Origin of the sequence: Bacillus sp. B15-48, from assembly GCF_016879755.1 — a bacterium.
Taxonomy (GTDB): domain Bacteria; phylum Bacillota; class Bacilli; order Bacillales; family Cytobacillaceae; genus Mesobacillus_B.
On the sequence record NZ_WOFU01000009.1, the window covers coordinates 73,167 to 92,260 of the forward strand.

19 protein-coding genes are annotated in these 19,094 nt (G+C 38.7%); 6 read left to right on the forward strand and 13 right to left on the reverse strand.

Annotation, left to right across the window (positions count from 1 at the left end; translation table 11 throughout):
* Window positions 1-177 precede the first annotated feature (177 nt).
* Window positions 178-624: an OsmC family protein gene (locus GNT69_RS21210; RefSeq protein WP_203556995.1), complete on the forward strand. Its 447-nt coding sequence runs from the start codon at window positions 178-180 to the stop codon at window positions 622-624.
* 225 nt (window positions 625-849) lie between these two features.
* On the opposite strand, the gene ltrA is transcribed toward GNT69_RS21210, so the two are convergent.
* Together ltrA and GNT69_RS21220 are read right to left on the reverse strand one after the other, a co-directional pair.
* Window positions 850-2,178, reverse strand: a complete 1,329-nt coding sequence (gene ltrA, locus GNT69_RS21215) for a group II intron reverse transcriptase/maturase (RefSeq protein WP_203556996.1) — start codon at window positions 2,176-2,178, stop codon at window positions 850-852.
* 591 nt (window positions 2,179-2,769) lie between these two features.
* Window positions 2,770-2,907, reverse strand: coding sequence for a hypothetical protein (locus GNT69_RS21220; RefSeq protein ID WP_203556997.1), 138 nt, complete (start codon window positions 2,905-2,907; stop codon window positions 2,770-2,772).
* 279 nt (window positions 2,908-3,186) lie between these two features.
* Here GNT69_RS21220 and GNT69_RS21225 point away from each other — a divergent pair, with 279 nt between their 5' ends.
* The 3 genes from GNT69_RS21225 to GNT69_RS21235 are packed head-to-tail and all read left to right on the forward strand — an operon-like array spanning window position 3,187 to window position 6,873.
* Window positions 3,187-4,275 (forward strand): endospore germination permease, encoded by a 1,089-nt coding sequence (locus tag GNT69_RS21225; RefSeq protein ID WP_203556998.1) that lies wholly within the window; start codon window positions 3,187-3,189, stop codon window positions 4,273-4,275.
* The gene (locus tag GNT69_RS21230) at window positions 4,272-5,702 is read left to right on the forward strand and encodes a spore germination protein (protein WP_203556999.1); all 1,431 of its coding nucleotides are present in this window, start codon (window positions 4,272-4,274) and stop codon (window positions 5,700-5,702) included. Before GNT69_RS21225 ends, GNT69_RS21230 begins: the two co-directional genes overlap by 4 nt.
* Window position 5,703: 1 nt before the next feature.
* Window positions 5,704-6,873: a Ger(x)C family spore germination protein gene (locus tag GNT69_RS21235; protein WP_203557000.1), complete on the forward strand. Its 1,170-nt coding sequence runs from the start codon at window positions 5,704-5,706 to the stop codon at window positions 6,871-6,873.
* A gap of 538 nt (window positions 6,874-7,411) precedes the next feature.
* Here GNT69_RS21235 and GNT69_RS21240 read toward each other — a convergent pair.
* Window positions 7,412-7,609, reverse strand: a complete 198-nt coding sequence (locus GNT69_RS21240) for a hypothetical protein (protein ID WP_203557001.1) — start codon at window positions 7,607-7,609, stop codon at window positions 7,412-7,414.
* A 103-nt stretch (window positions 7,610-7,712) separates the two neighbouring features.
* Between GNT69_RS21240 and GNT69_RS21245 the strand changes: the two genes are divergently transcribed.
* A complete protein-coding gene (locus GNT69_RS21245; protein ID WP_239094388.1) occupies window positions 7,713-8,468 on the forward strand; it encodes a class I SAM-dependent methyltransferase in 756 nt (251 codons plus the stop codon).
* A gap of 43 nt (window positions 8,469-8,511) precedes the next feature.
* On the opposite strand, the gene GNT69_RS21250 is transcribed toward GNT69_RS21245, so the two are convergent.
* The 5 genes from GNT69_RS21250 to GNT69_RS21270 form a co-directional block, all read right to left on the reverse strand.
* Complete coding sequence (locus tag GNT69_RS21250; RefSeq protein ID WP_203557002.1) at window positions 8,512-9,363, reverse strand: LysR family transcriptional regulator; 852 nt, start codon at window positions 9,361-9,363, stop codon at window positions 8,512-8,514.
* A 246-nt stretch (window positions 9,364-9,609) separates the two neighbouring features.
* Complete coding sequence (locus tag GNT69_RS21255) at window positions 9,610-9,825, reverse strand: hypothetical protein (protein WP_203557003.1); 216 nt, start codon at window positions 9,823-9,825, stop codon at window positions 9,610-9,612.
* A 1,113-nt stretch (window positions 9,826-10,938) separates the two neighbouring features.
* Complete coding sequence (locus GNT69_RS21260) at window positions 10,939-11,136, reverse strand: histidine kinase (protein WP_203557004.1); 198 nt, start codon at window positions 11,134-11,136, stop codon at window positions 10,939-10,941.
* Window positions 11,137-11,653: 517 nt separating this feature from the next.
* Window positions 11,654-12,424: an SDR family NAD(P)-dependent oxidoreductase gene (locus tag GNT69_RS21265; RefSeq protein WP_203557005.1), complete on the reverse strand. Its 771-nt coding sequence runs from the start codon at window positions 12,422-12,424 to the stop codon at window positions 11,654-11,656.
* Between the two features lie 616 nt (window positions 12,425-13,040).
* Window positions 13,041-13,307: a hypothetical protein gene (locus tag GNT69_RS21270; protein WP_203557006.1), complete on the reverse strand. Its 267-nt coding sequence runs from the start codon at window positions 13,305-13,307 to the stop codon at window positions 13,041-13,043.
* An 88-nt stretch (window positions 13,308-13,395) separates the two neighbouring features.
* On the opposite strand from GNT69_RS21270, the gene GNT69_RS26105 reads away from it, so the two are divergent.
* Window positions 13,396-13,632: a hypothetical protein gene (locus GNT69_RS26105; RefSeq protein ID WP_343206537.1), complete on the forward strand. Its 237-nt coding sequence runs from the start codon at window positions 13,396-13,398 to the stop codon at window positions 13,630-13,632.
* Here the strand turns inward: GNT69_RS26105 and GNT69_RS21280 are convergent, their stop codons facing one another.
* The 5 genes from GNT69_RS21280 to GNT69_RS21300 all read right to left on the reverse strand — a co-directional run bounded on the left by GNT69_RS21280 (window position 13,633) and on the right by GNT69_RS21300 (window position 18,963).
* Window positions 13,633-14,751: an NAD(P)-dependent alcohol dehydrogenase gene (locus GNT69_RS21280; RefSeq protein ID WP_203557007.1), complete on the reverse strand. Its 1,119-nt coding sequence runs from the start codon at window positions 14,749-14,751 to the stop codon at window positions 13,633-13,635.
* 252 nt (window positions 14,752-15,003) lie between these two features.
* Window positions 15,004-16,302, reverse strand: a complete 1,299-nt coding sequence (locus GNT69_RS21285; RefSeq protein WP_203557008.1) for an LLM class flavin-dependent oxidoreductase — start codon at window positions 16,300-16,302, stop codon at window positions 15,004-15,006.
* 158 nt (window positions 16,303-16,460) lie between these two features.
* Window positions 16,461-17,411, reverse strand: a complete 951-nt coding sequence (locus tag GNT69_RS21290; protein WP_203557009.1) for an isocitrate lyase/PEP mutase family protein — start codon at window positions 17,409-17,411, stop codon at window positions 16,461-16,463.
* Window positions 17,412-17,466: 55 nt separating this feature from the next.
* The gene (locus GNT69_RS21295) at window positions 17,467-18,360 is read right to left on the reverse strand and encodes an SDR family NAD(P)-dependent oxidoreductase (RefSeq protein WP_203557010.1); all 894 of its coding nucleotides are present in this window, start codon (window positions 18,358-18,360) and stop codon (window positions 17,467-17,469) included.
* Between the two features lie 81 nt (window positions 18,361-18,441).
* A complete protein-coding gene (locus tag GNT69_RS21300) occupies window positions 18,442-18,963 on the reverse strand; it encodes a cupin domain-containing protein (protein WP_203557011.1) in 522 nt (173 codons plus the stop codon).
* Window positions 18,964-19,094 lie beyond the last annotated feature (131 nt).

Consider the following 19,094-nt stretch of genomic DNA (forward strand, 5'->3'; position numbering starts at 1 on the left):
CCCTCAAACCATGCATCACCATCACATGGAAATGATAAGAGACAGAAGCACAGGGTACGTCCCATTGCTTCCCTTCTTCATGTATACTAATAGTAGAAATAAATCGGGGTCAGTCCCCCAACAATGGAACGCTATACTACGGCGGGGGTCTAACCCCATGTCTCAGGAGGAATGAAAATGGCAGAACATCATTTTTATTTAACGGCACATTGGCCTGGGCTACGTAATGATGTAGGAAAAATTGAAGCCGATCATTTAGTGACAAAAATATCTATACCAAAAGAAATGAACGGTCCCGGTATTGGAACAAATCCTGACGAAATGCTCCTTGGGGCAGCAGCGACATGTTACATTATTACACTTGCTGCGATGATGGAACATAGTCAGATAGAGAAAGATGGATTAACGATGGAATCAGAAGCAATTGTTGATGTGACAAATGGTGTATATACATATAAAAAAATTATCCATCGACCAGAAATAGTATTGAAACAAAATGCTTCCAATAGAGACAAAAAGGTGGCACAAAGGCTTGCGGAAAAAGCTGAAAAGTCTTGTATGATTAGCCGTGCAATTCAAGGCAATGTGGATATTCAATTAGAAGTAACTATTAAAACGGCTTAATTGTACATTAAAGAAAGAATTCAAAAAACACCCTGTGATGAGAGATTTTCCAGCGTGACAGCACACCACAAACGCCACTATCACTTTAACTCTTTAATGTTTTAAAGTTATATCAGGACGGGGTCGAGTAGAAGGGAACCTTACTGCCATTCGGCAGTTTGTGTTCCGCAACCCTCTCAGAACCGTGCTTGCGGTATTACCGCACACGGCTCCTCTCATCACCATTCACAGAATGTAGTTTATCTCCTTCTTTAACTCGTATATGCTGACCTTAACCCTAGGTTCAGGTAAAGGGCATTTCTTCATGAACAGCAGGAACTTATCCCAATTAAAGGATTTACGTTGACTCCTTCGATTCATCCATTTAAATAGTAGACTTCTCACCTTGTCTTGGAAACATTTCACTGTTCGTGTATTGTCTGTAATACAGTAATAATTGTAGTAGCCATTTAATGAACGGCTTAGTCTGTCCATTATTGCTTCTATATCCTTATTTCTATTAGCTTTTAGCCATTCCTTACACTGTTTGAGTTTAGAGGCCATTTTCTTCTTACTCGTTTTAAGTTTAACACGAAATTTTCCATTTTGACTTTTGCTACAGTAATGGGTGAAACCTAGAAAGTCAAATGTCTGTGGCTTTCCCAACCCTCTGCGTTTACATTGTTCGGATGCAAATCTCCCGAAGGGAATGATTTTCGTTTTATCCTCAGCAATTTCGAGATTAAATTTCTTTAATCGTTGGATTAAAGCATAGTAGAAGTTTTGAGCATCTTCTTCATATTGGAAACAACAAACAAAGTCATCCGCATATCTTACGATATAGGCTTGTCCTTTACACTGTTTCCTAACAACTTTCTCAAACCATAAATCTAGCACATAATGAAGATAGATATTTGCCAAAATCGGGGAGATGATGCCACCTTGCGGTGTTCCCGTATCTGTTTCATAAAATACCCCTTCCTCCATATAACCACCTTTTAAAAATCGCGAGATGATTCTTAGGAGACTGGGGTCGTTTATGCGATGTTCAAGAAATTTCATCATCCACACATGATCGACATTGTCGAAGAAACCTCTAATATCGGCATCTACAATGTAGTTAGTATATTTCCTTTCCAAGTAGAAATTTAGGATTTTCAGCGCATCGTGACAATTTCGTTTTGGTCGAAAACCAAAGGAAGAATCAAGGAAGTCTTGTTCATAGATGGCATTCAGTATTTTCGCTATCGCTCTCTGAACTATTTTATCTTCGTATTCAGGTATTCCTAATGGGCGCTTCTTACTCGAACCTGCCTTGGGAATATATGCTCTTCTTACGGGTGTTGGACGATAGCCTTTAGTTTTCAGCCGTTTGACTAGTCGTTGAATGTTTTCATCTATAAAATCCCCATATTCTTCTTTTGTTGTTCGGTTCACCCCTGTTGCTTTCTTATTTGGAAGTTCATTATGACATTGTTTAAGAGTATCTTCATTTAACATATGTGCCAGTGAAGTAAATTTCATGACTGGGTGAGATTTTGCTAATTCTGCTATTCTCAGTAGTTTTGTTTCCATTAATTTATCTCCTACCTCTGTGTGTAGTTAATGTGTCCCTAGTAAGAACGATGACAAGTAACAGCCTTTCCTCCATCAGCATTACCCGACTTCACCGGTACTACGCTGTTATCCGACTGCCTGCGAGACATTTGGTTTCCTCACTTTGTATCGCTTGTACACCATACTCTTCGCTAAAATACGAAAAGACCTGCAGGCTCTCCCGAGTTGCCGTAACATATCAATGTGTAACGTGCCAAGGTCAACGACTCCGAGAAGGTTCCTATCCTCTTGCCACTAACGACGATAGAAATATTGCTTTCTGCACAGTCCAACGCATCAGCCCTTCTAAATAGGGTTTTCGAAGCTCAATCCCTTCAACCTTTCGGCTTTCAGCCCATTACCTCACTGTCTACGCTTAAAGACAACGGTTACCCGTTGCCCTCCAAGACTCGCTACGAGTGAATGGCTAGCTCTTACTCGACGGGAATCCCACCCGCTATATGTTACGACCTATGCTCGGCCGCACGGACTGACCCCAACCTACCGAAATACTTCTTGTTTATCTTTAAGTCGTTTATGCCCCTTCTAAAAGACCTTTATGAGCCACTCTTATGAGCCATTCTTGAGATTTTTTAGTACCATTGGCATGTCCTTTTTTTCATTTTCTTTCTTTTTTGGAAGTTTATTTGCCGTGGCGTTCTTTGACTGAAATCTTACCGCGTCCATTCCATCAATAATATTAGTCAAAAACACTGCCCCCTCTCAAAGTAATCTTGATTAATATCACCAGATCTCAATTATAATACAGGTGCTTGTCACCAATTACATAATTTACAAAAAGTGAATTGGGTTGATGTCGCAACTCCCTACCTGAATGATTTATAGAATTCGTCCCCATGCTTCTCTAGAATTTGAAGTCTGCCCCCCGCTCAACTCGGAGCTTACTACCTAGCGATTCCAACTTATGCATAATTTGGAAAGACTAACAAAACCTAACTACAGCGGAATTTAATTGGTGGTGGTTGAATGTATTTTTCTCGGGCACAGTTATTGTATGTTCTGATTCTCTTTATTGGGATTTCGAATCATGTGCTCATCATGCCTCATTTGCTAGCAGCAGGTAAACGGGATGCATGGATCTGCGTTTTGTTTGCCTATGCCTTCTTACTGTTTTGGGGTTTTATCCTTTATATGATTATGAAAAAGAATAATCAGCGACTATGTCTTTATGACTGGATAACAGCACGTGCAGGGGTCGTGATTTCCCGTGTTTTAATTGCCATCCTTACAGCCTATGTGTTCGTGATTAGTGCCATTTCTTTTTATGATTTAATTCAATCTGTTAATATTTATTTTCTGCCGCGAACCCCATCCTTTGTCGTGATGTTGCCTTTTCTTTTGATAAGTGCTTGGGCAGCTTATAATGGCATAAAATCGATTGTCCATGTTTCAGCTGTTTTATTGCCGATTGTTTGGATGCTTGGGATTTTTGTAGCTTGGTTTACTATGAAGGAAAAGGATTATTCATATCTTTTCCCTATCCTTGTTGATGGCTATCACCCGATTTTAAAAGGGACCATCGTTATTCTTGGAGGGAGCGCCGATCTACTTGTGCTTTTGCTTCTGCAGCACCATTTAAAAAAATCGTTTACGTTGTTTCAGCTTTTCTTACTCATTACCATTTTAGTTGGACTAATTCTTGGTCCTACAATGGGTTCCTTGTCTTCCTTTGGGCCAACGGTTGCTGCTGATATGCGGTTCCCAGCTTTTGAGCAATGGCGACTCATTACTTTAGGCGAATATATTTCCCATGTTGATTTTTTAGCGGTATTTCAATTATTAAGCGGCGAGATTATTCGGGTTTCATTAGGTCTATACCTGCTTGCGAGTTTGGTTAAAGGTCCTTTGCCGGCTTCTAAAAAGATGCATGTGTTTGTCGTCGCTTCGCTTCTTTTAGGATTATTGACGATCATTCCTATAAGCGACATGTGGGTTCAAACGATGATTGGAAGATACTTTTATCTAGCTGCTTTTATCTTTGCTATGTTCATTTCATTGGCATTATTGATCATTAGCTATTTGCCACTGAAGAAGAAAGGAACCGAAAACATATGAACATAAAACGATTTGATCATTTTTTAGCAAAAGGAACGTTAACTTGCGATGAGGTAAAAGGCTTTTTTCGTCATTATACTGATATTGAATTTATTCCAATTGAAAAGGATGAGAATCTCCAAGCGTTTTACTGCAAAGGAATGCTTGATTCCACACAGTTAAATAAGTATTTTAACCGGATCCTTCTAAGTATTGAGAATTCAGAACCGCGCAGTCACTCCGAAGCGCTCCCACCTGTCCAGCATATAAAAAGCATGAAAGAAATGGTGAATCTTGTGTTTTCAGGTTCGCTAATTGTTTTTAGGGAAGGGACTCCATTCTTTCATGTGTTTGATATTAGCAAGGTACCACAACGAGAGCCGCAAGAATCGACGACAGAGGTTTCAATTAAGGGCCCAAAGGATAGTTTTACCGAAGAAATGAATGTAAACATTTCCTTGATTCGCAAACGGATGAAGTCTGAACAGCTTTATTGCGAGTCCTTTACATTAGGATCGCTTAGTAACACCGAGGTGTCTCTGCTTTTTTTAAATGACAAAGCCAATAAAGAGATCATTGAGGAGGTCAGGAAGCGACTGGCAGACTTCCAAGGAGAAAGTATTGTCAGCAGTGGTCAATTAGAGCAATGGCTTGCCGATCGCTCGTTTTCTTTATTTCCTTTATTCGATTACGTTACGCGTTCAGATTATGTCATTGAATGCATGCTGCGCGGAAGATTTATTTTAATTGTCAATGGGTCTCCCTCCGTACTAATTGGGCCAAGCAATCTATTTGAGCTCATTAAATCCCCTGAAGATGTTCATTTTCCATACTATTTGGTTATGTTTTCACGGGTTATTCGGCTTATCGGGTTATTAGTCGCTATTTACCTACCAGGTTTCTGGGTGGCTCTGGCTTCTGTCAATATTGACCAACTACCGTTTGCCTTATTGGCCACTGTTGTTGTCTCGCGAGAAGGATTGCCCTTACCCGTCGGACTTGAAGCCATTTTTATTCTTGGGTTGTTTGAGATGTTAAGAGAGGCTGGAGTGCGAATGCCAACTGTTTTGGGACAAACGATATCCATTGTCGGAGGTATCATTATTGGTGATGCAGCCATTCGGGCTGGGCTCGCTTCCCCAACAATGATTGTGATCATTGCGTTAACAGCGGTGGCGAGCTACACGCTTGTGAATCAATCACTGGTTGGAACTGTAGGAATTCTCCGCCTCTATACATTATTACTATCCATTTTTTTAGGAGTATATGGACTTTTTATTGGATTCCTAAGCATTCTTATTTATCTTTCAAGTTTAGAGTCATTTAAAGTAGCTTATCTTGAACCCATCGCCTCGTTAACATTGAAAGATTATTTAGCTGCCTTGTTTGTGAATCCATTTGTCCGGAAAAATTACGGAATTTCATTCATTCAGAAACGGAGAAAGTAATATGCAGCTAAAATCAATCATGCTTTTTAGTAGCCTTCTTTTTCTTTGTCTGTCAGTCGTAACGGCTTGTGACCATGACATTGGTGAAATCGAAAATCAAAACTTTGCAACCGCCATTGGTGTCGACTATCGAGATGACGAGTTTCATGTCTATATTCAAATGCTAGGATTGAGCTCTGTTGCGAAAAATGAAGGCGGTGAAAAACCTCCAGCCGAGGTTTATGTTTCCGAGACAAGCGGGAAAACGTTTATTGACGCGTTTTTTAAAGCGTATTTTACCGCGCAAGAACGGTTTCTGTGGGCACATGTTACAGCCATTGTTTTGAGCGAAGCCGCGCTAGAAAAAGGACTGGATAGTGTGTTTGATGGCTTAACGCGGTATTATGAGTTTCGGCCAACTCCATGGATTTTCGGGACAAAAAGTTCAGTGTCCGACATCCTCTCAACTCTTGGGTTTTTTAATCAAAACTCATTAAATACGATTCTTCATAGTCCGGAAAGTTCCTACGAACAAAGTTCCACCATCCGGCCGGCAAAGTTAAATCAATTTGCGCGAGAATTTTTTGAGCCTGGGCGTACCACTTATATTCCGTCGCTGACAATCGATGATAAACAATGGGAGAAAAATAAAAAGAATGAGGCGAAGTTAGCGATTGATGGGGCGTTTTTTCTAAAGAACGAAAAGTATAAAGGCTATTTTCCTTTTGAAAAATTAAAAGGGATGCGATGGCTGACTCCGGAAACCGTCCGAGCTTCCTTACTTTTGCCAACCGAAAAAGACCCAGAATTCCTTGTAGTGCTTGAAGACCAAATGGTGAAAATTAATCCTGAAAAACAAGACGGACAGTTTCACTTTAATGTCCTCTACCTTGCCAACGGGATTGTGAGTAATCGCATGAAAAACAACACGATCGATGTTGATACCATGGAAGATTTCGTAAAAAAAGGAATCATCTCTGAAGTGAGGCAATTATATCAATTAGGTTTAGAATATGAGATTGATTTTCTAAACTTAGAACACCAACTTTACAGAAAATATCATGGTGAATGGAAAAAGCTAAAAGATCAGGATTCCCCGCTCCGTGAAGATAGCATAAAGTCAATCAAAGCACATATCACGCTGGAACATTCGGGGTCGTTTAAAAATCGAAAAATCACGATTAAAGAATGACTGGGACAGAGGGGACAGGGGAAGCAGAGGGACGTACCCTATGCTTCCGTTGAACTTCATTGCTACTCGAAGTACCTCCTCCCCCCTCACTGAAGAGTAGATTCTTATCGGTATTCATTAAACACATATCAAATTCGTTAAGCCATCACTTTACTAGTTTTCAAGATGAAGGAGAACGTTCTGTTGTCTCTATGAACACGAAACATCTCACAGCGTGTCATCCCTCGAACCATGCATCACCATCACCTGGAAATGATAAGAGACAGAAGCACAGGGTACGTCCCCATGCTTCTCCTTAAATCAATATATGATATACAAACTTAGTCAATCTATTGGAGAGGAAGAAACACGAGAAAATAAATCATATTAGCCGGCAACTGTTTCCGGCTTTATATATTATCGAATTTGATATAGAAGGACAAAAAGGGTCCCGCTAGTGAAGTAAAGCTTTACTCCACCGGGTGACCCCGGGTGACTATGGTTAAATGAATGATCTCTCATAGTTTAAGCGAACCAACTAAGTCGCACTTTGTACCATCTACCATCCACGGCTCACGGAGTAATAGCCTAGCCCCACTCTTACGGCCTCATCACGCTCCCCTTTTTTCCATACGACATAATAGATATCAAATTTTCCACTAGGAGGACTTCCACTAAAAAAGCTGCTGTCGACAACGATCATTTTGTGATCAAGGTCTTTGTCAAATCCTCTATTTTCTAGATTATGCATTCCCAATAGTTGATTCCTAATGGGAATCAACTATTGTTTAATTAATTATTAGATTAATGTACATCTGACATGATAATCTGAATGTATTAACATATGGGGGATGGTATAAATGACCAATTGGAATGCAACACTTTATGATACCAAGCACAAGTTTGTTTCAAATTTTGGTGAAAATCTTGTTTCCTTCCTAAATCCACAAAAAGGAGAACATATTTTAGATGTTGGTTGTGGTACAGGAGATTTAGCTCATGACATTTCAAAAAGTGGTGCTACTGTTACTGGCATTGATGCTGCACAGTCTATGATTGAAGCTGCTAAAGAAAAGTACTCTGATATCCACTTTAGCGTGCAAGATGGCGAACAATTTTCTTTTGACCCTCAATTTCATGCAGTGTTCTCAAATGCTGCGATTCATTGGATGAAAGATCAGCAAAAGGTTGTTCAAAATTGTTATGATGTTCTTCTCCCTGGTGGCCGTTTCGTGGCTGAATTAGGTGGAGCTAATAATATCCAATCTATTGTGGATGCCATAAAGGAAGCATCAAATAGTCTATCAATTCCGTATGATGTCACTTTATTTCCATGGGTATTTCCAACAAAAGAAGAAATGGCAGAGCATCTTATCAATGTTGGTTTTAATGTAATAACAATCGAGCATTATGAACGACCAACGCCTTTAGTAGGAGAAGATGGTATTCGTAATTGGCTTGAAATGTTCAGTAACAATATGTTCAAAAATCTTACAAATGATGAAAAAGAAGCAATTTATAGCGAATGTGAACGTATTTTACGTCCTCAACTTTATCATGAAAATGGTTGGGTTGCAGATTATTGGCGCATTCGTTTCATTGCCAAAAAGCCTTAATACAAAGCAGCTTAGATCCCTCTCCATATATCTAAGCTGCTTTTCATTTTTTATATATAGTGACACAGGCTTGTATAAATCGGTCAAATAAAGGATGTACGTATTTAGTATGAACGAATGTAGCAGAAAGAATGTCATCATCTATTTGAGGAATTTGCGCAAAAAGTTCTCCATTTTCTACTTCTTTTTGGACAACACTCTTGGGTAAAAATGCAACCCCCATCCCCTGTTTAATAAAAGTTTTAATTACTTCTGTTTGGTTCAGCCTTTCTATTTGGCAATCCCTTGGCAAATGACGTTCAATTTGCTCCCAATACGGAGAAAATGCATGTGTATATATCGGAAAACTTTTTATTAATAATTGAAAATCCTCTGCATCGAATGGTTGAGGACCTACAATCATAACAGGTTCATTTGCAATCATCGTTGTTAGTAGCTCTCTAGTTGAAGGAACTTTCGATAATCCGATATCAATTTGTTGCCGAAAAACAGCTTCACCAATCTCATTTGATGGTAAGATGTCAATTTGAATAATTACATCTGGTTGAAGTTGTTTAAAATGCTGAATGATAAGAGGCAGCGTGGAATTTGCAATTTGAGGAGCCACCCCTAAAGAAACCTTTTTGGAATATCCAGCTTGGAATGCTTTCATTTCTTGGACTATTTGCTCTTCAAACTCTACCAGTTGAATTGCTCGAGGTAAAAAATAATGGCCATTTGCATTTAAAATAACTCGTTTTTGAACCCGATCAAACAATTGGATATGCAATACTTTTTCGAGTTTTTGAATTTGCTTTGTAACAGCCGATTGTGTCATCATCAATTCTTCTGCAACTTCTCGAAAGTTCTCTTTCTTCGCTGCCAATAGGAATGTTTTTAGTAATTGTATTTCCATATCTTTTTCCGCCTTTTAAATTGCAATCCTAATCAGATTAGATTGTTTAATTCACCTCAATTATTGAATAGCTTATATATTTTAACATAAGTATCCAATTTTTTTGATGAGTGTTATTCAAGAAAATAGCCCTTAACATAAAGAAAAAGCACAATTCTTTAATGCTGAATAATTCTAAAAGGACTCCCATTTAGGAAGTCCACTGCATGCCATAACCCTTCGGTTAAAGGATAACTTTACTTAATTCTAATCTCTTGTTTTGGAGCCATGATTGTCTTCATCAACGGTACCTTTCCCCGCCTTGTTGTCCCGCGCTCCGCCAGAAACAGCACCTGCAACTGCAACTGAACCAAATGGATCAAGAGCAGAAGCCATGGTATCCCCAGTAAAAGCACCTACACCAGTTCCTACTGCCTCGCCAGTATCTTTATCGTCACGTTTGCGTTTGTTGATATCAGCCATCTATTTCACTCCCTCGTTTTTTATAGAGAAGTGCTATTGTTTTAGCAGCACTGTCCCGTAACATATTTTGTCCAATAGGGACAAATTTACGAGGAGGAATCAATAAGCTTTTGTGAATTTTTTTACCAAGTAGTGTCATTCAACAATCCGTTTGTGGAAAACGGGTCAGACCCCCGCTCAGCTAAAGTGTTCAGCGTTAATGTGTTAAAGTCCTATTTTTTGGTGGCGTTAGTCCCTTTATCACCTGGTTTTTTATGAATGTAAACACTTAATTAAGAGAAAAAATTAGTGATTGATTTGGTCTGACTGAGCACCGTGTTTACGTTGCAACAGGTAGTTATGGGTTAGTACCCGCTTTGCAATTTTTGTAATGGTGCAGTAACGCTTCTTTTATTGTACCTTTTTAAATGATCTGATTGGTTCTACTTAATTCTAAATTATTTCCACTTACTTTATAATGAAATTCTCCGTCTCTAATTTGTTTATATTCCTTGCCTTCAAACTCATTTATTCTTTCCCATACTACTTTCTAACATGTTTTCTCCCACTGGACCCGAATTTCCCGTTCCTATTTCATATATAGTGCCAAAGTTTGAATGTTCACTCCAATTTTCCTGTGATGATTGTTCGTAAATCCTTGTTTGAGCACTTGTATACCTCTTTCGGGTTGAAACTTATTTTAATAATGGACATGAATATGACAACTTTTCGATCCATTTGATTTCAATTAAATGTAAAATTATCGTGGGTTCACCAATTGCGGACGAACATTCTAAATTACTTTGGCTTAAGCGCGAAAACTTAGAGTCATTAGTGTGGGCGCCAGCGGATCTGGCTGTGGTGGATCAGTTAATAAATAAAAAATAGCCTTCACGATGGAGAAGACTACTTTCTTTAGGAATTCTGCAACAATTAGTATAGTCCTCCAGCATATTTGAGGCTTTACTTTGGCTGAAAATCGATTTTTTTTCATTTCCCCCAATTTCAATTCCTAAAGATTCATCAAGAATGGTCATCGTCAGCCAAAACTAACGAATATGAGAATGTTGACGAGTTACCTGAAATAAAATAAGGGATGAGCAAATTTCTGCCCCTATTTCGATTGTTCTTTGATTATCTAGACCGTTTCTTTTCTTCGTTTTCTGGAAAAAGAATATATGAAATGGCTCCTGAAAATAAGGCAGCACCTATTGCAATAATTAGTTTAATTCCTAATTGTATTTCTTGAAAATCCTTATTAAGCATCCAGATTGCGATAGCTAAAACGATAATCATGATAGGAATGACAATTGTAAATCTTTTCGATTTCAAATCTTATCTCCCCTTCTTGTCTCTTTGCACTTAAATGGATACATACGCACTCGTTATTTTCGCAAAAAATTTCTCAATCTCATCTAAACTTTAACATAGAAGCTGATTGTTTTCTCCTCGTTACTACATCAATCCGTACGTTTGCAAAGAAGCAGAGGGACGAAGCAGAGGGACGTATCCTATGCTCCCGTTGAATTTCACTGTTACTCGAAGTACCTCCTCCCCCCTCACTGAAGAGTAGATCCTCATCGTATTCATTAAACACATATCAAATTCATTAAGCCATCACTTAACTAGTTTTCAAGGTGAAGGAGAACAATCTGTTGTCTCTGGAACACGAAACATCTCCCGGCGTGTCATCCCCCGAAACATGCATCACTACCACATGAAAATGATAAGAGACAGAAGCACAGGGTACGTCCCCATGCTTCCCCCCAACGGGCGTATATTGGGCTGTTGATACCAGGAGGCGATTTTTGCCTTCACAAGCTCGTGACTTCAGTCATGAGTTGTTGACTTACATTTGTTTATGAATCTTATATCCACCATCTACTAGAATTTCTGTACCTGTTATAAATTGACATTCATCGGTAGCCAAGAATAGTGTTGTATTAGCAATATCCTTTGGATCTCCTAATCTCTTTAGGGCATTTAAACTAGCTAGGTGTTCTAACTTGGCATCATCTGTATATGCACGTGCCATAGGCGTCAGGATTGGTCCAGGAGATACTGAATTAACTCGGATGTTATAGCATCCAAGTCTAGAAGCCATTGAAATAGTTAATGAATTGACAGCACCTTTAGACGACGAATAGGAAATACCTGCAAGCTCTTCCCCAGCAACATGAATACCTAATGTTAAAATATTAATGATTGACCCACTATTATTTTTTTTCATTTCAGGTACTACAGCTTTGATTCCTAAAAAGGCACCAGTTGAGTTAATATTCATTACTTTATTCCATTCATCGAGAGAAGCATCTTCAAATTTCCAATCACTTCCACCAATCGCAGCATTATTTACTAAAATATTAATTTTTCCGAACCTTTCTACACCTTGTTTAACAACGTCTTCCCATGCTTTTTCATCAGATACATCATGTTTTATACCTAAAGCAACATTCCCATATTTGTTATTAATATCAGAAACCACTTTTTCTAATAATTCCCCTTGAATGTCTGTTGCAATTATTTTAGCACCTTCTTCAGCAAATATTTTTGCTGTCGATTCTCCCATACCACTTGCAGCACCTGTAATAATAGCAACCTTGTTATTTAGTCTTCCCATCTTCATGCACCTCTTTGTTATATTATAAGTCTATGAGATATAATAGCGCCTTCAACTCGCACGGTAATTAGAGCGCTTTCCTTGAATCATTAATCCTCATTAACAATGATTGACTTTGCAACAATAGGTGATTGTATGAATGTCATTATTGCCAAACCTGCTGTAATTGCGGTCAATCTTTTGCCAATGTGTTCCGGGTCAAACCACCAAATGATTTGAGTTTGTGACACACCAAACCCGGTAACTACAATTGCTGCACCATAAAAGACTGCTTCAATATAGAAATATTATGAGACCATTTGAAAAGGCCAGTGCCAAGTAGATGGACGAAAGACACACTGCACCTATAGGAACTATTGTCTTTACTTTCAATACTTTTAGCAACTTCCCAAAAAATAGATATTACCATTGTAGTAAAACCTGCATAAGTAAATAAAAGCGCTTGACCGATTGACGCATTCGATCTTTGACAAAATGGGATCATATAATTTTACAAAGTTAGGTAAGATGAATAAGTAAATGCGGTAATTAATATACTTCCACTCCATGCCTCATTTGCCATTTGGCTTGTATTGAGTCCACTCATGAAATATTTCTCCCCTATTAACAATTGGAATTAATTACATTCCGAATATTCCCTTAATTTTTTTGATAGGTTTCCATGCCCAAACTTAATATTTCCGTTAGTAGCTAAGCCACTTTGAATATACCAGACTAGAAAATGAAAAATTCTTTGTCTTCGTTCTAAAATGTTTTTAATCCCATTTTCAAAAAACCATTCGTCAATCGTATTATAGACTCCACGATTGATTCCAAATTGCTTGATACATAATTGATTAAAGAGTAAATCTGGTAAATGGATAAATTCTGTATACTTATCCATCTTGATACTCCTTTCATGCCGTAACGACACAGTTTGTTAGTTCTTTCCGTAGATTTCCATCCTTCAAGACAAGTTTAGAAGTTGGCTGTTGGCTGTCGGCTGGCTACAGCCTTTAACAACTCAATTTCCTCTAAAATTATTTCAATTATACTGGCCATCCGGCAGGAATCAATCCAACATTTCGGCGGAAATACAACATGGGTTCTTTGTCTTGCTTTTTGATATCGATTATTTGCCCAATGAAAATAATATGGTCACCAGCGTCAATGGGTTGGATACCAAAAAGAATTTTAACATCAGCTATGGAGGAGATTCATTTTTCTAATTATGAACCTGGTGTATAAGTTTCATCAATGACTAAAATTGGCTTAATTACTTTACCAGATGATGATTCATCTGCTGCTTCATTGATGTCTTCAAATTTATAAAATTTTACTAGTTTATCAAATGCGAAGTTTCCTTCTTTGTAGAACTCAACCATTTGTCGAATGGATAACTGTGGTACAGCCTTCCCTATACGAGCTCCAACTATATTACGATTTTCCATAGCTAAGTCTTCAAAAATATTAATATCTATATCACCTCCCATTCCAAGAGGTGCTACTGATCCACCTACAGCTAATACTTTAATTGAATCTTTAACAACTGCTTGTACGCCAGTCGTATCTACACTATAGTTCACACCTTTACCATTTGTTAACTCGCGGATAGCATCTACTACGTTTATATTTTTACTGTTAATTGTATGTGTTGCACCAAGTTCCTTGGCAAGGTCTAATCGATTGTCATGAATATCGACAGCGATAATTTTTGTACAGCCAGAAATTTTGGCAGCCATCATTGCAGCTAATCCAACTGCTCCAGTTCCGAAGACAGCAATTGTTGTACCTGGTTCTGGTTTTAACACATTAAATACTGTACCACTCCCCGTAATAAATCCACATCCTAGTGGCCCAACTAAACGTAGATCGATAGATTTATCTACTTTTGTTAAACTTGAAGGACTAACAATCGAGTAGGTAGAAAAAGATGATTGCCCAAAAAATCGCATAACTGGTGTACCATCTTCTTTTGTAAAATAAGGAGTTTCATCTTGCCGTTTGCCAAGAAAATTTAGGTCCCAATCATCACACGAGACTGGTAAACCTGTTAAGCAACTATCACAATGACCACAATAAGCATAAGTGATAACGACATGATCACCTGGTTCGATGCCAACAACATTTTTTCCTATTTTCTCAACAATGCCTGATCCTTCATGACCAAGAACTGTGGGCAATTGTGTATAACCATCGTAACCTTTGCGATTCGTTTCGTCAGATTGACACATACCAGAGGCTACTATTTTTACTAATACCTCATCTTCTTTGATTGAACTTAATTCAAGATTTTCTAACTCATAAGGCTGATTATAACCGTTTAAAACTGCTGCTTTGATCTGCATTATCTAATATCTCCCTCGAAATAATTTTACCTTTCCCCATTAATTATTGCGCTTACATGGTGTTTTTCATTAGATAACTTTAAGTCCAAACAATTAGTGTATAAAAGTACTTGCATGAATATTTAATCAATTGTATACAAGCTAACATCCAAGAAGGGATGAAGAGATGACAAACAGTGACAAAATCACTGACGGATTAATATGACGTTTTCACTGAAATATGACACCGAGTTTCCCGAATACCGAATAGAATTAATATTCTAGTATATGATCTTTCAAAGTCTTACCAGTATATTCTTTTCTGTGTAGACCCTTATCTTGCAAGATTGGAATGACCATTTCCACAAATTCCGTAAGAGCAGACGGCCAAAATGCAGACTGAATCATAAAGCCATCTCCCCCAATTTCCCTCATAGCCGTTTCCATTTCTTCAGCCACCTGTTCTCCAGTACCTACCATAGACAATGCGCCAGTTGAAGCCATATGTTTCGCAGCATCTCTTAAAGTATCACTCTTGTTAAACATTTTTAATGTTGATGTGAGTCCCTCGGTTTGCAGATCTTGAGATAACGGTTGATCAAGATCGAATTTTGAGAAATCAATTCCTAACCCAGTGGAAAGAATCATTAATCCAATTTCCGCGGTACCATAACTCGCTACAATTTGACGTTTAATATGTGCAATCTCCTCAGTTTCACCTACAATAGGTTGCACACCGAAAAGAATTTTAGCATCATCTGGATTTCTACCGAATTTTATCATTCTTCCTTTTACATCGTCATAAAACGCTTTCATAGTATCAATATTAGGCAGCAAAGCAAAAATAACTTCAGCATGTTTAGCAGCAAGATCCTTACCACTATCTGAACTACCGGCTTGGATAATTGCAGGACGTCCTTGCGGTGAACGAGTTACGTTAAGAGGACCCTTGCTCTTAAAATATTTACCTGAAAAATTAATATGCTTAACCTTGCTCGGGTCAGCAAAAATACCATTTTCTCTATCCTCCAACACCGCATCTTCTTCCCAAGATTCCCACAGCTGATAACATAGCTCCAAAAACTCATCAGCTCGCTCATAACGTTCAGCATGAGAATACATTTTATCCAAACCAAAATTTTGTGCTTCAGCATCAGAAGATGAGGTAACCACATTCCAAGCAAATCGTCCCCTACTTAAATGATCCAATGTCGCCGTCATTCTAGCTAGCAAATATGGGGGATAGAAGGATGTCGACATCGTAGCTCCCAAACCAATATGTTTAGTTTTTCCTGCTAACAACGCCATTAGTGTAAATGAATCGTGAATAGGACCTATAAAACCATTTTTAACACTACTAGCTATTGATCCACCATGCGTTGTACCTATTCCAAGCGTATCAGCAGCAAACATCATGTCAAACTTTCCTCTTTCACTGATAGCAGCAATTTCCTCAAATATCTCCGGTCTATTCCATTCGAACCCTCTTCTAGTTCGCGGATGCCTCCAAACTATTGGGTACTGGTTATTGGGAGAATGTTGCACAAAACTAGCAAAATGGATTTTTTTCATATTTGTCTCTCCTCGCATACAAAGTCGTTTTTGCAAAAAAACTTTTAATAAAAACCTGTAAAACTTTTGATATGAATGGTCTCATAGGCCAAAAACGTTCTCTATCAAATTGCTAATATAAACAACCATATTACACGCTTCAGTCTGCGGAGGTTGATTTAATCATGAATTGTACCTTCATAGTCTCTTCGCATGTTCTCTGGAAGATATTTCTCTTCTGTTTTACGAACATCTTCATAAGAAGGTTTTACAAAAATGTCCCCATATCCCACAAATTCCTCTGTCCCCTCTAGGGCAAAACATTCTTCCATATACTCGTCATAAGGCGCTAATTCCCCGGATTTCTTTACCTTCAGTAAGAGCTTCCAAGCATCTTGCACGCCAGGTTGCAAGAAAGGAACAATATTAATCGCCTGTCCCATTCTAGTTAGTTCCTCTACAGATGGTGTACGGCCTGCATGCCTGCTAGCTATGCAATAGGCTGGACCAGGTGTTTCCCTGAGAAGGTATTCGACTTCCTCCCACGACCTTATTCCTTCATAGAAAATCACATCCACATTTGTTTCCTTGCGATAGAGTTTGCCTCGGCGTAAAGCCTCTTCAACCCCACCAACAGCATACCCATCAGTGCGTGCAGTAATCACAAAATCTGGGTCGATACCATCTCGAGTATCGCATGCACATCTGAGACGACCAATTGCCTCTTCATCTGAAACAATCGCTATCCCCGCTTGTCCACCAGCCTTTTTAGGATCGAGTTGATCTTCAATGTGTATCCCTGCAATTCCCGCATCGATGAATTCTTTCACTGTCAATTGGACATTTTGAATACCACCGTATCCAGTGTCAGCATCACAATATACAGGTATATCAACTGATTGAACTATACGCCGAGCATTATTAATAACTTCTGTACGAGTCATAAGCCCTACATCCGGTACACCCCCAAGCCACCAGGAGGACATGCCACCTGAAATGTGAAATGATTCAAACCCTGCTCGCTCCGCCATCTGTGCGTGAATTGGGAGAACACCGAATGGCATGAGTTCAGTTTTCGGACTGTTAAAGATTTCTTTTAGCCTTGTTGTCTTTTTCTTGCGAGATTTCATATCACTTAACTCCCTCATACAAGTTTTTGTTTAAATATTCTTGAAAATTACTGCATTAGCTTTCAGGATAAGTTGGAACCGCTCCCAATATTCCGTCAAATCGTGACTGAATTTTATCCATTGGAAGAGGGTGTGTCATAATATGTGGCTTATTCTTAAGAATGCCTTCAATGACAAACATACCTGTGTGTTTCGGCGAAATGTATTCAAAAGCATTGGTTGGAACGTCCGGATCAATTTCAGGCTCTACTACTTTCTTTGATTCTACTATCGGATTCGAGATCTCGTTTACATAATCACTCCAAGACTTCACATACTTTTGCTCTGATTTGTGCTTTTCATCCATTAACCGATCACTTGTGGTGATTCTCGTCCGAACGGCACCTGGATGGAAAACTGAGACACCAATATCAAAGAGTTTCAATTCTTCTCTCGCACTATTAGAAAGTCCATCAACAGCTGCCTTTGATGCAGAGTAGGCAGCGTGTCCTGCAATATCCATTAAGGAAGCCATCGAAGAAGTGTTTACGATATGCTTCTCTCCCGGAGTATTCATCATCCGTGGAACGAAAGTTAAATGACCGTTTAGGACACCCCAGAAGTTAATATTCATCATCCAATTCCAGTCCTCATAACTGGCATCCCAATGTGCACGGAACGGACGAAGAGTTACTCCAGCATTATTACATAGTATCTCTACTGATTTAAATTTGTCGTAAGCAGCATCAGCTACTGCCTCGATATCTTTCAGTTTAGAGACATCGGCCTTTAGACCTAATGATCCTACACCATATTCAGCAACTTCAGCTGCTACAGCTTTAGCTAATTCCTCTTCTATATCCACGACAACCACATTTGCTCCTTCATTAGCAAGGGCAAGAGCAATGGAGCGTCCCATACCGCCTCCAGCACCTGTTACAACTGCTGTCTTTCCTTTTATTTCTTTCATTCCTGTTCACCCCACTAATCATTAATTGTTCGTTAACGCTTACATTTATTATCAAGGCTGTATAAATATTTAATTTTGAAATTACTTTTTAGGAGGTTTTGCACCGACACAAACCGCAAGATATTTACATGGCTCATCGTAGTGATTCTTCCACGCATGTTCTACTCCAGCTACGATAAGGATGTCTCCAGGTACTAAAGTGCGAACTTTTCCTCCTGGAAGTTCAAAATCTACCTTTCCTGAGATAATATACTCAAAATCAATTGAATTGCTGCGGTGCATAGAAGGGTCTCCATCACCCCCTATGTCAAGGTCCTTAGCATGATCCCCTGTTGCTGCTTTTACATCAAGTCTTCCAGCTGAGTGAGCAGGAAAACAATTCATCCCAATCCAGACTCCACCTGGCAAAGTAAATGAGGAAGCATCTTTTGGTGCACTACCTATGTTATCGAATAATGAAGGCACATCGTTTACTGTCCAGTACCTTATACCTTCGTAAACACCAGGTATGTTGTTAATAGCAGGCTCTCCCGGTTCCAAAAAGTCTGGTTCCCCATTTGCATCAACAGCAGCAAGAATAATGTTATTTCTTTCTAGTTCCATATTTTTCTCCTCCTAGATAATTTTGTAATATTTCAATATTGCATCTCAATATTACAATTCAATATTAGCATTCAATTTTTGTATTCGTCAATTATTTTTTGAATTTTTTAAAAATAATAATTACTACAATA

Coding starts and splice junctions, on each gene's coding strand:
- GNT69_RS21225 (WP_203556998.1), top strand. CDS start 3,187: ATGTATTTTTCTCGGGCACAGTTATTGTATGTTCTGATTCTCTTTATT.
- GNT69_RS21265 (WP_203557005.1), bottom strand. CDS start 12,424: ATGGGAAGACTAAATAACAAGGTTGCTATTATTACAGGTGCTGCAAGT.
- GNT69_RS21290 (WP_203557009.1), bottom strand. CDS start 17,411: ATGAAATCTCGCAAGAAAAAGACAACAAGGCTAAAAGAAATCTTTAAC.
- GNT69_RS21280 (WP_203557007.1), bottom strand. CDS start 14,751: ATGCAGATCAAAGCAGCAGTTTTAAACGGTTATAATCAGCCTTATGAG.
- GNT69_RS21250 (WP_203557002.1), bottom strand. CDS start 9,363: ATGGAAATACAATTACTAAAAACATTCCTATTGGCAGCGAAGAAAGAG.
- GNT69_RS21230 (WP_203556999.1), top strand. CDS start 4,272: ATGAACATAAAACGATTTGATCATTTTTTAGCAAAAGGAACGTTAACT.
- GNT69_RS21255 (WP_203557003.1), bottom strand. CDS start 9,825: ATGGCTGATATCAACAAACGCAAACGTGACGATAAAGATACTGGCGAG.
- GNT69_RS21235 (WP_203557000.1), top strand. CDS start 5,704: ATGCAGCTAAAATCAATCATGCTTTTTAGTAGCCTTCTTTTTCTTTGT.
- GNT69_RS21210 (WP_203556995.1), top strand. CDS start 178: ATGGCAGAACATCATTTTTATTTAACGGCACATTGGCCTGGGCTACGT.
- GNT69_RS21295 (WP_203557010.1), bottom strand. CDS start 18,360: ATGAAAGAAATAAAAGGAAAGACAGCAGTTGTAACAGGTGCTGGAGGC.
- ltrA (WP_203556996.1), bottom strand. CDS start 2,178: ATGGAAACAAAACTACTGAGAATAGCAGAATTAGCAAAATCTCACCCA.
- GNT69_RS21285 (WP_203557008.1), bottom strand. CDS start 16,302: ATGAAAAAAATCCATTTTGCTAGTTTTGTGCAACATTCTCCCAATAAC.
- GNT69_RS21245 (WP_239094388.1), top strand. CDS start 7,713: ATGACCAATTGGAATGCAACACTTTATGATACCAAGCACAAGTTTGTT.
- GNT69_RS21270 (WP_203557006.1), bottom strand. CDS start 13,307: ATGGATAAGTATACAGAATTTATCCATTTACCAGATTTACTCTTTAAT.
- GNT69_RS21300 (WP_203557011.1), bottom strand. CDS start 18,963: ATGGAACTAGAAAGAAATAACATTATTCTTGCTGCTGTTGATGCAAAT.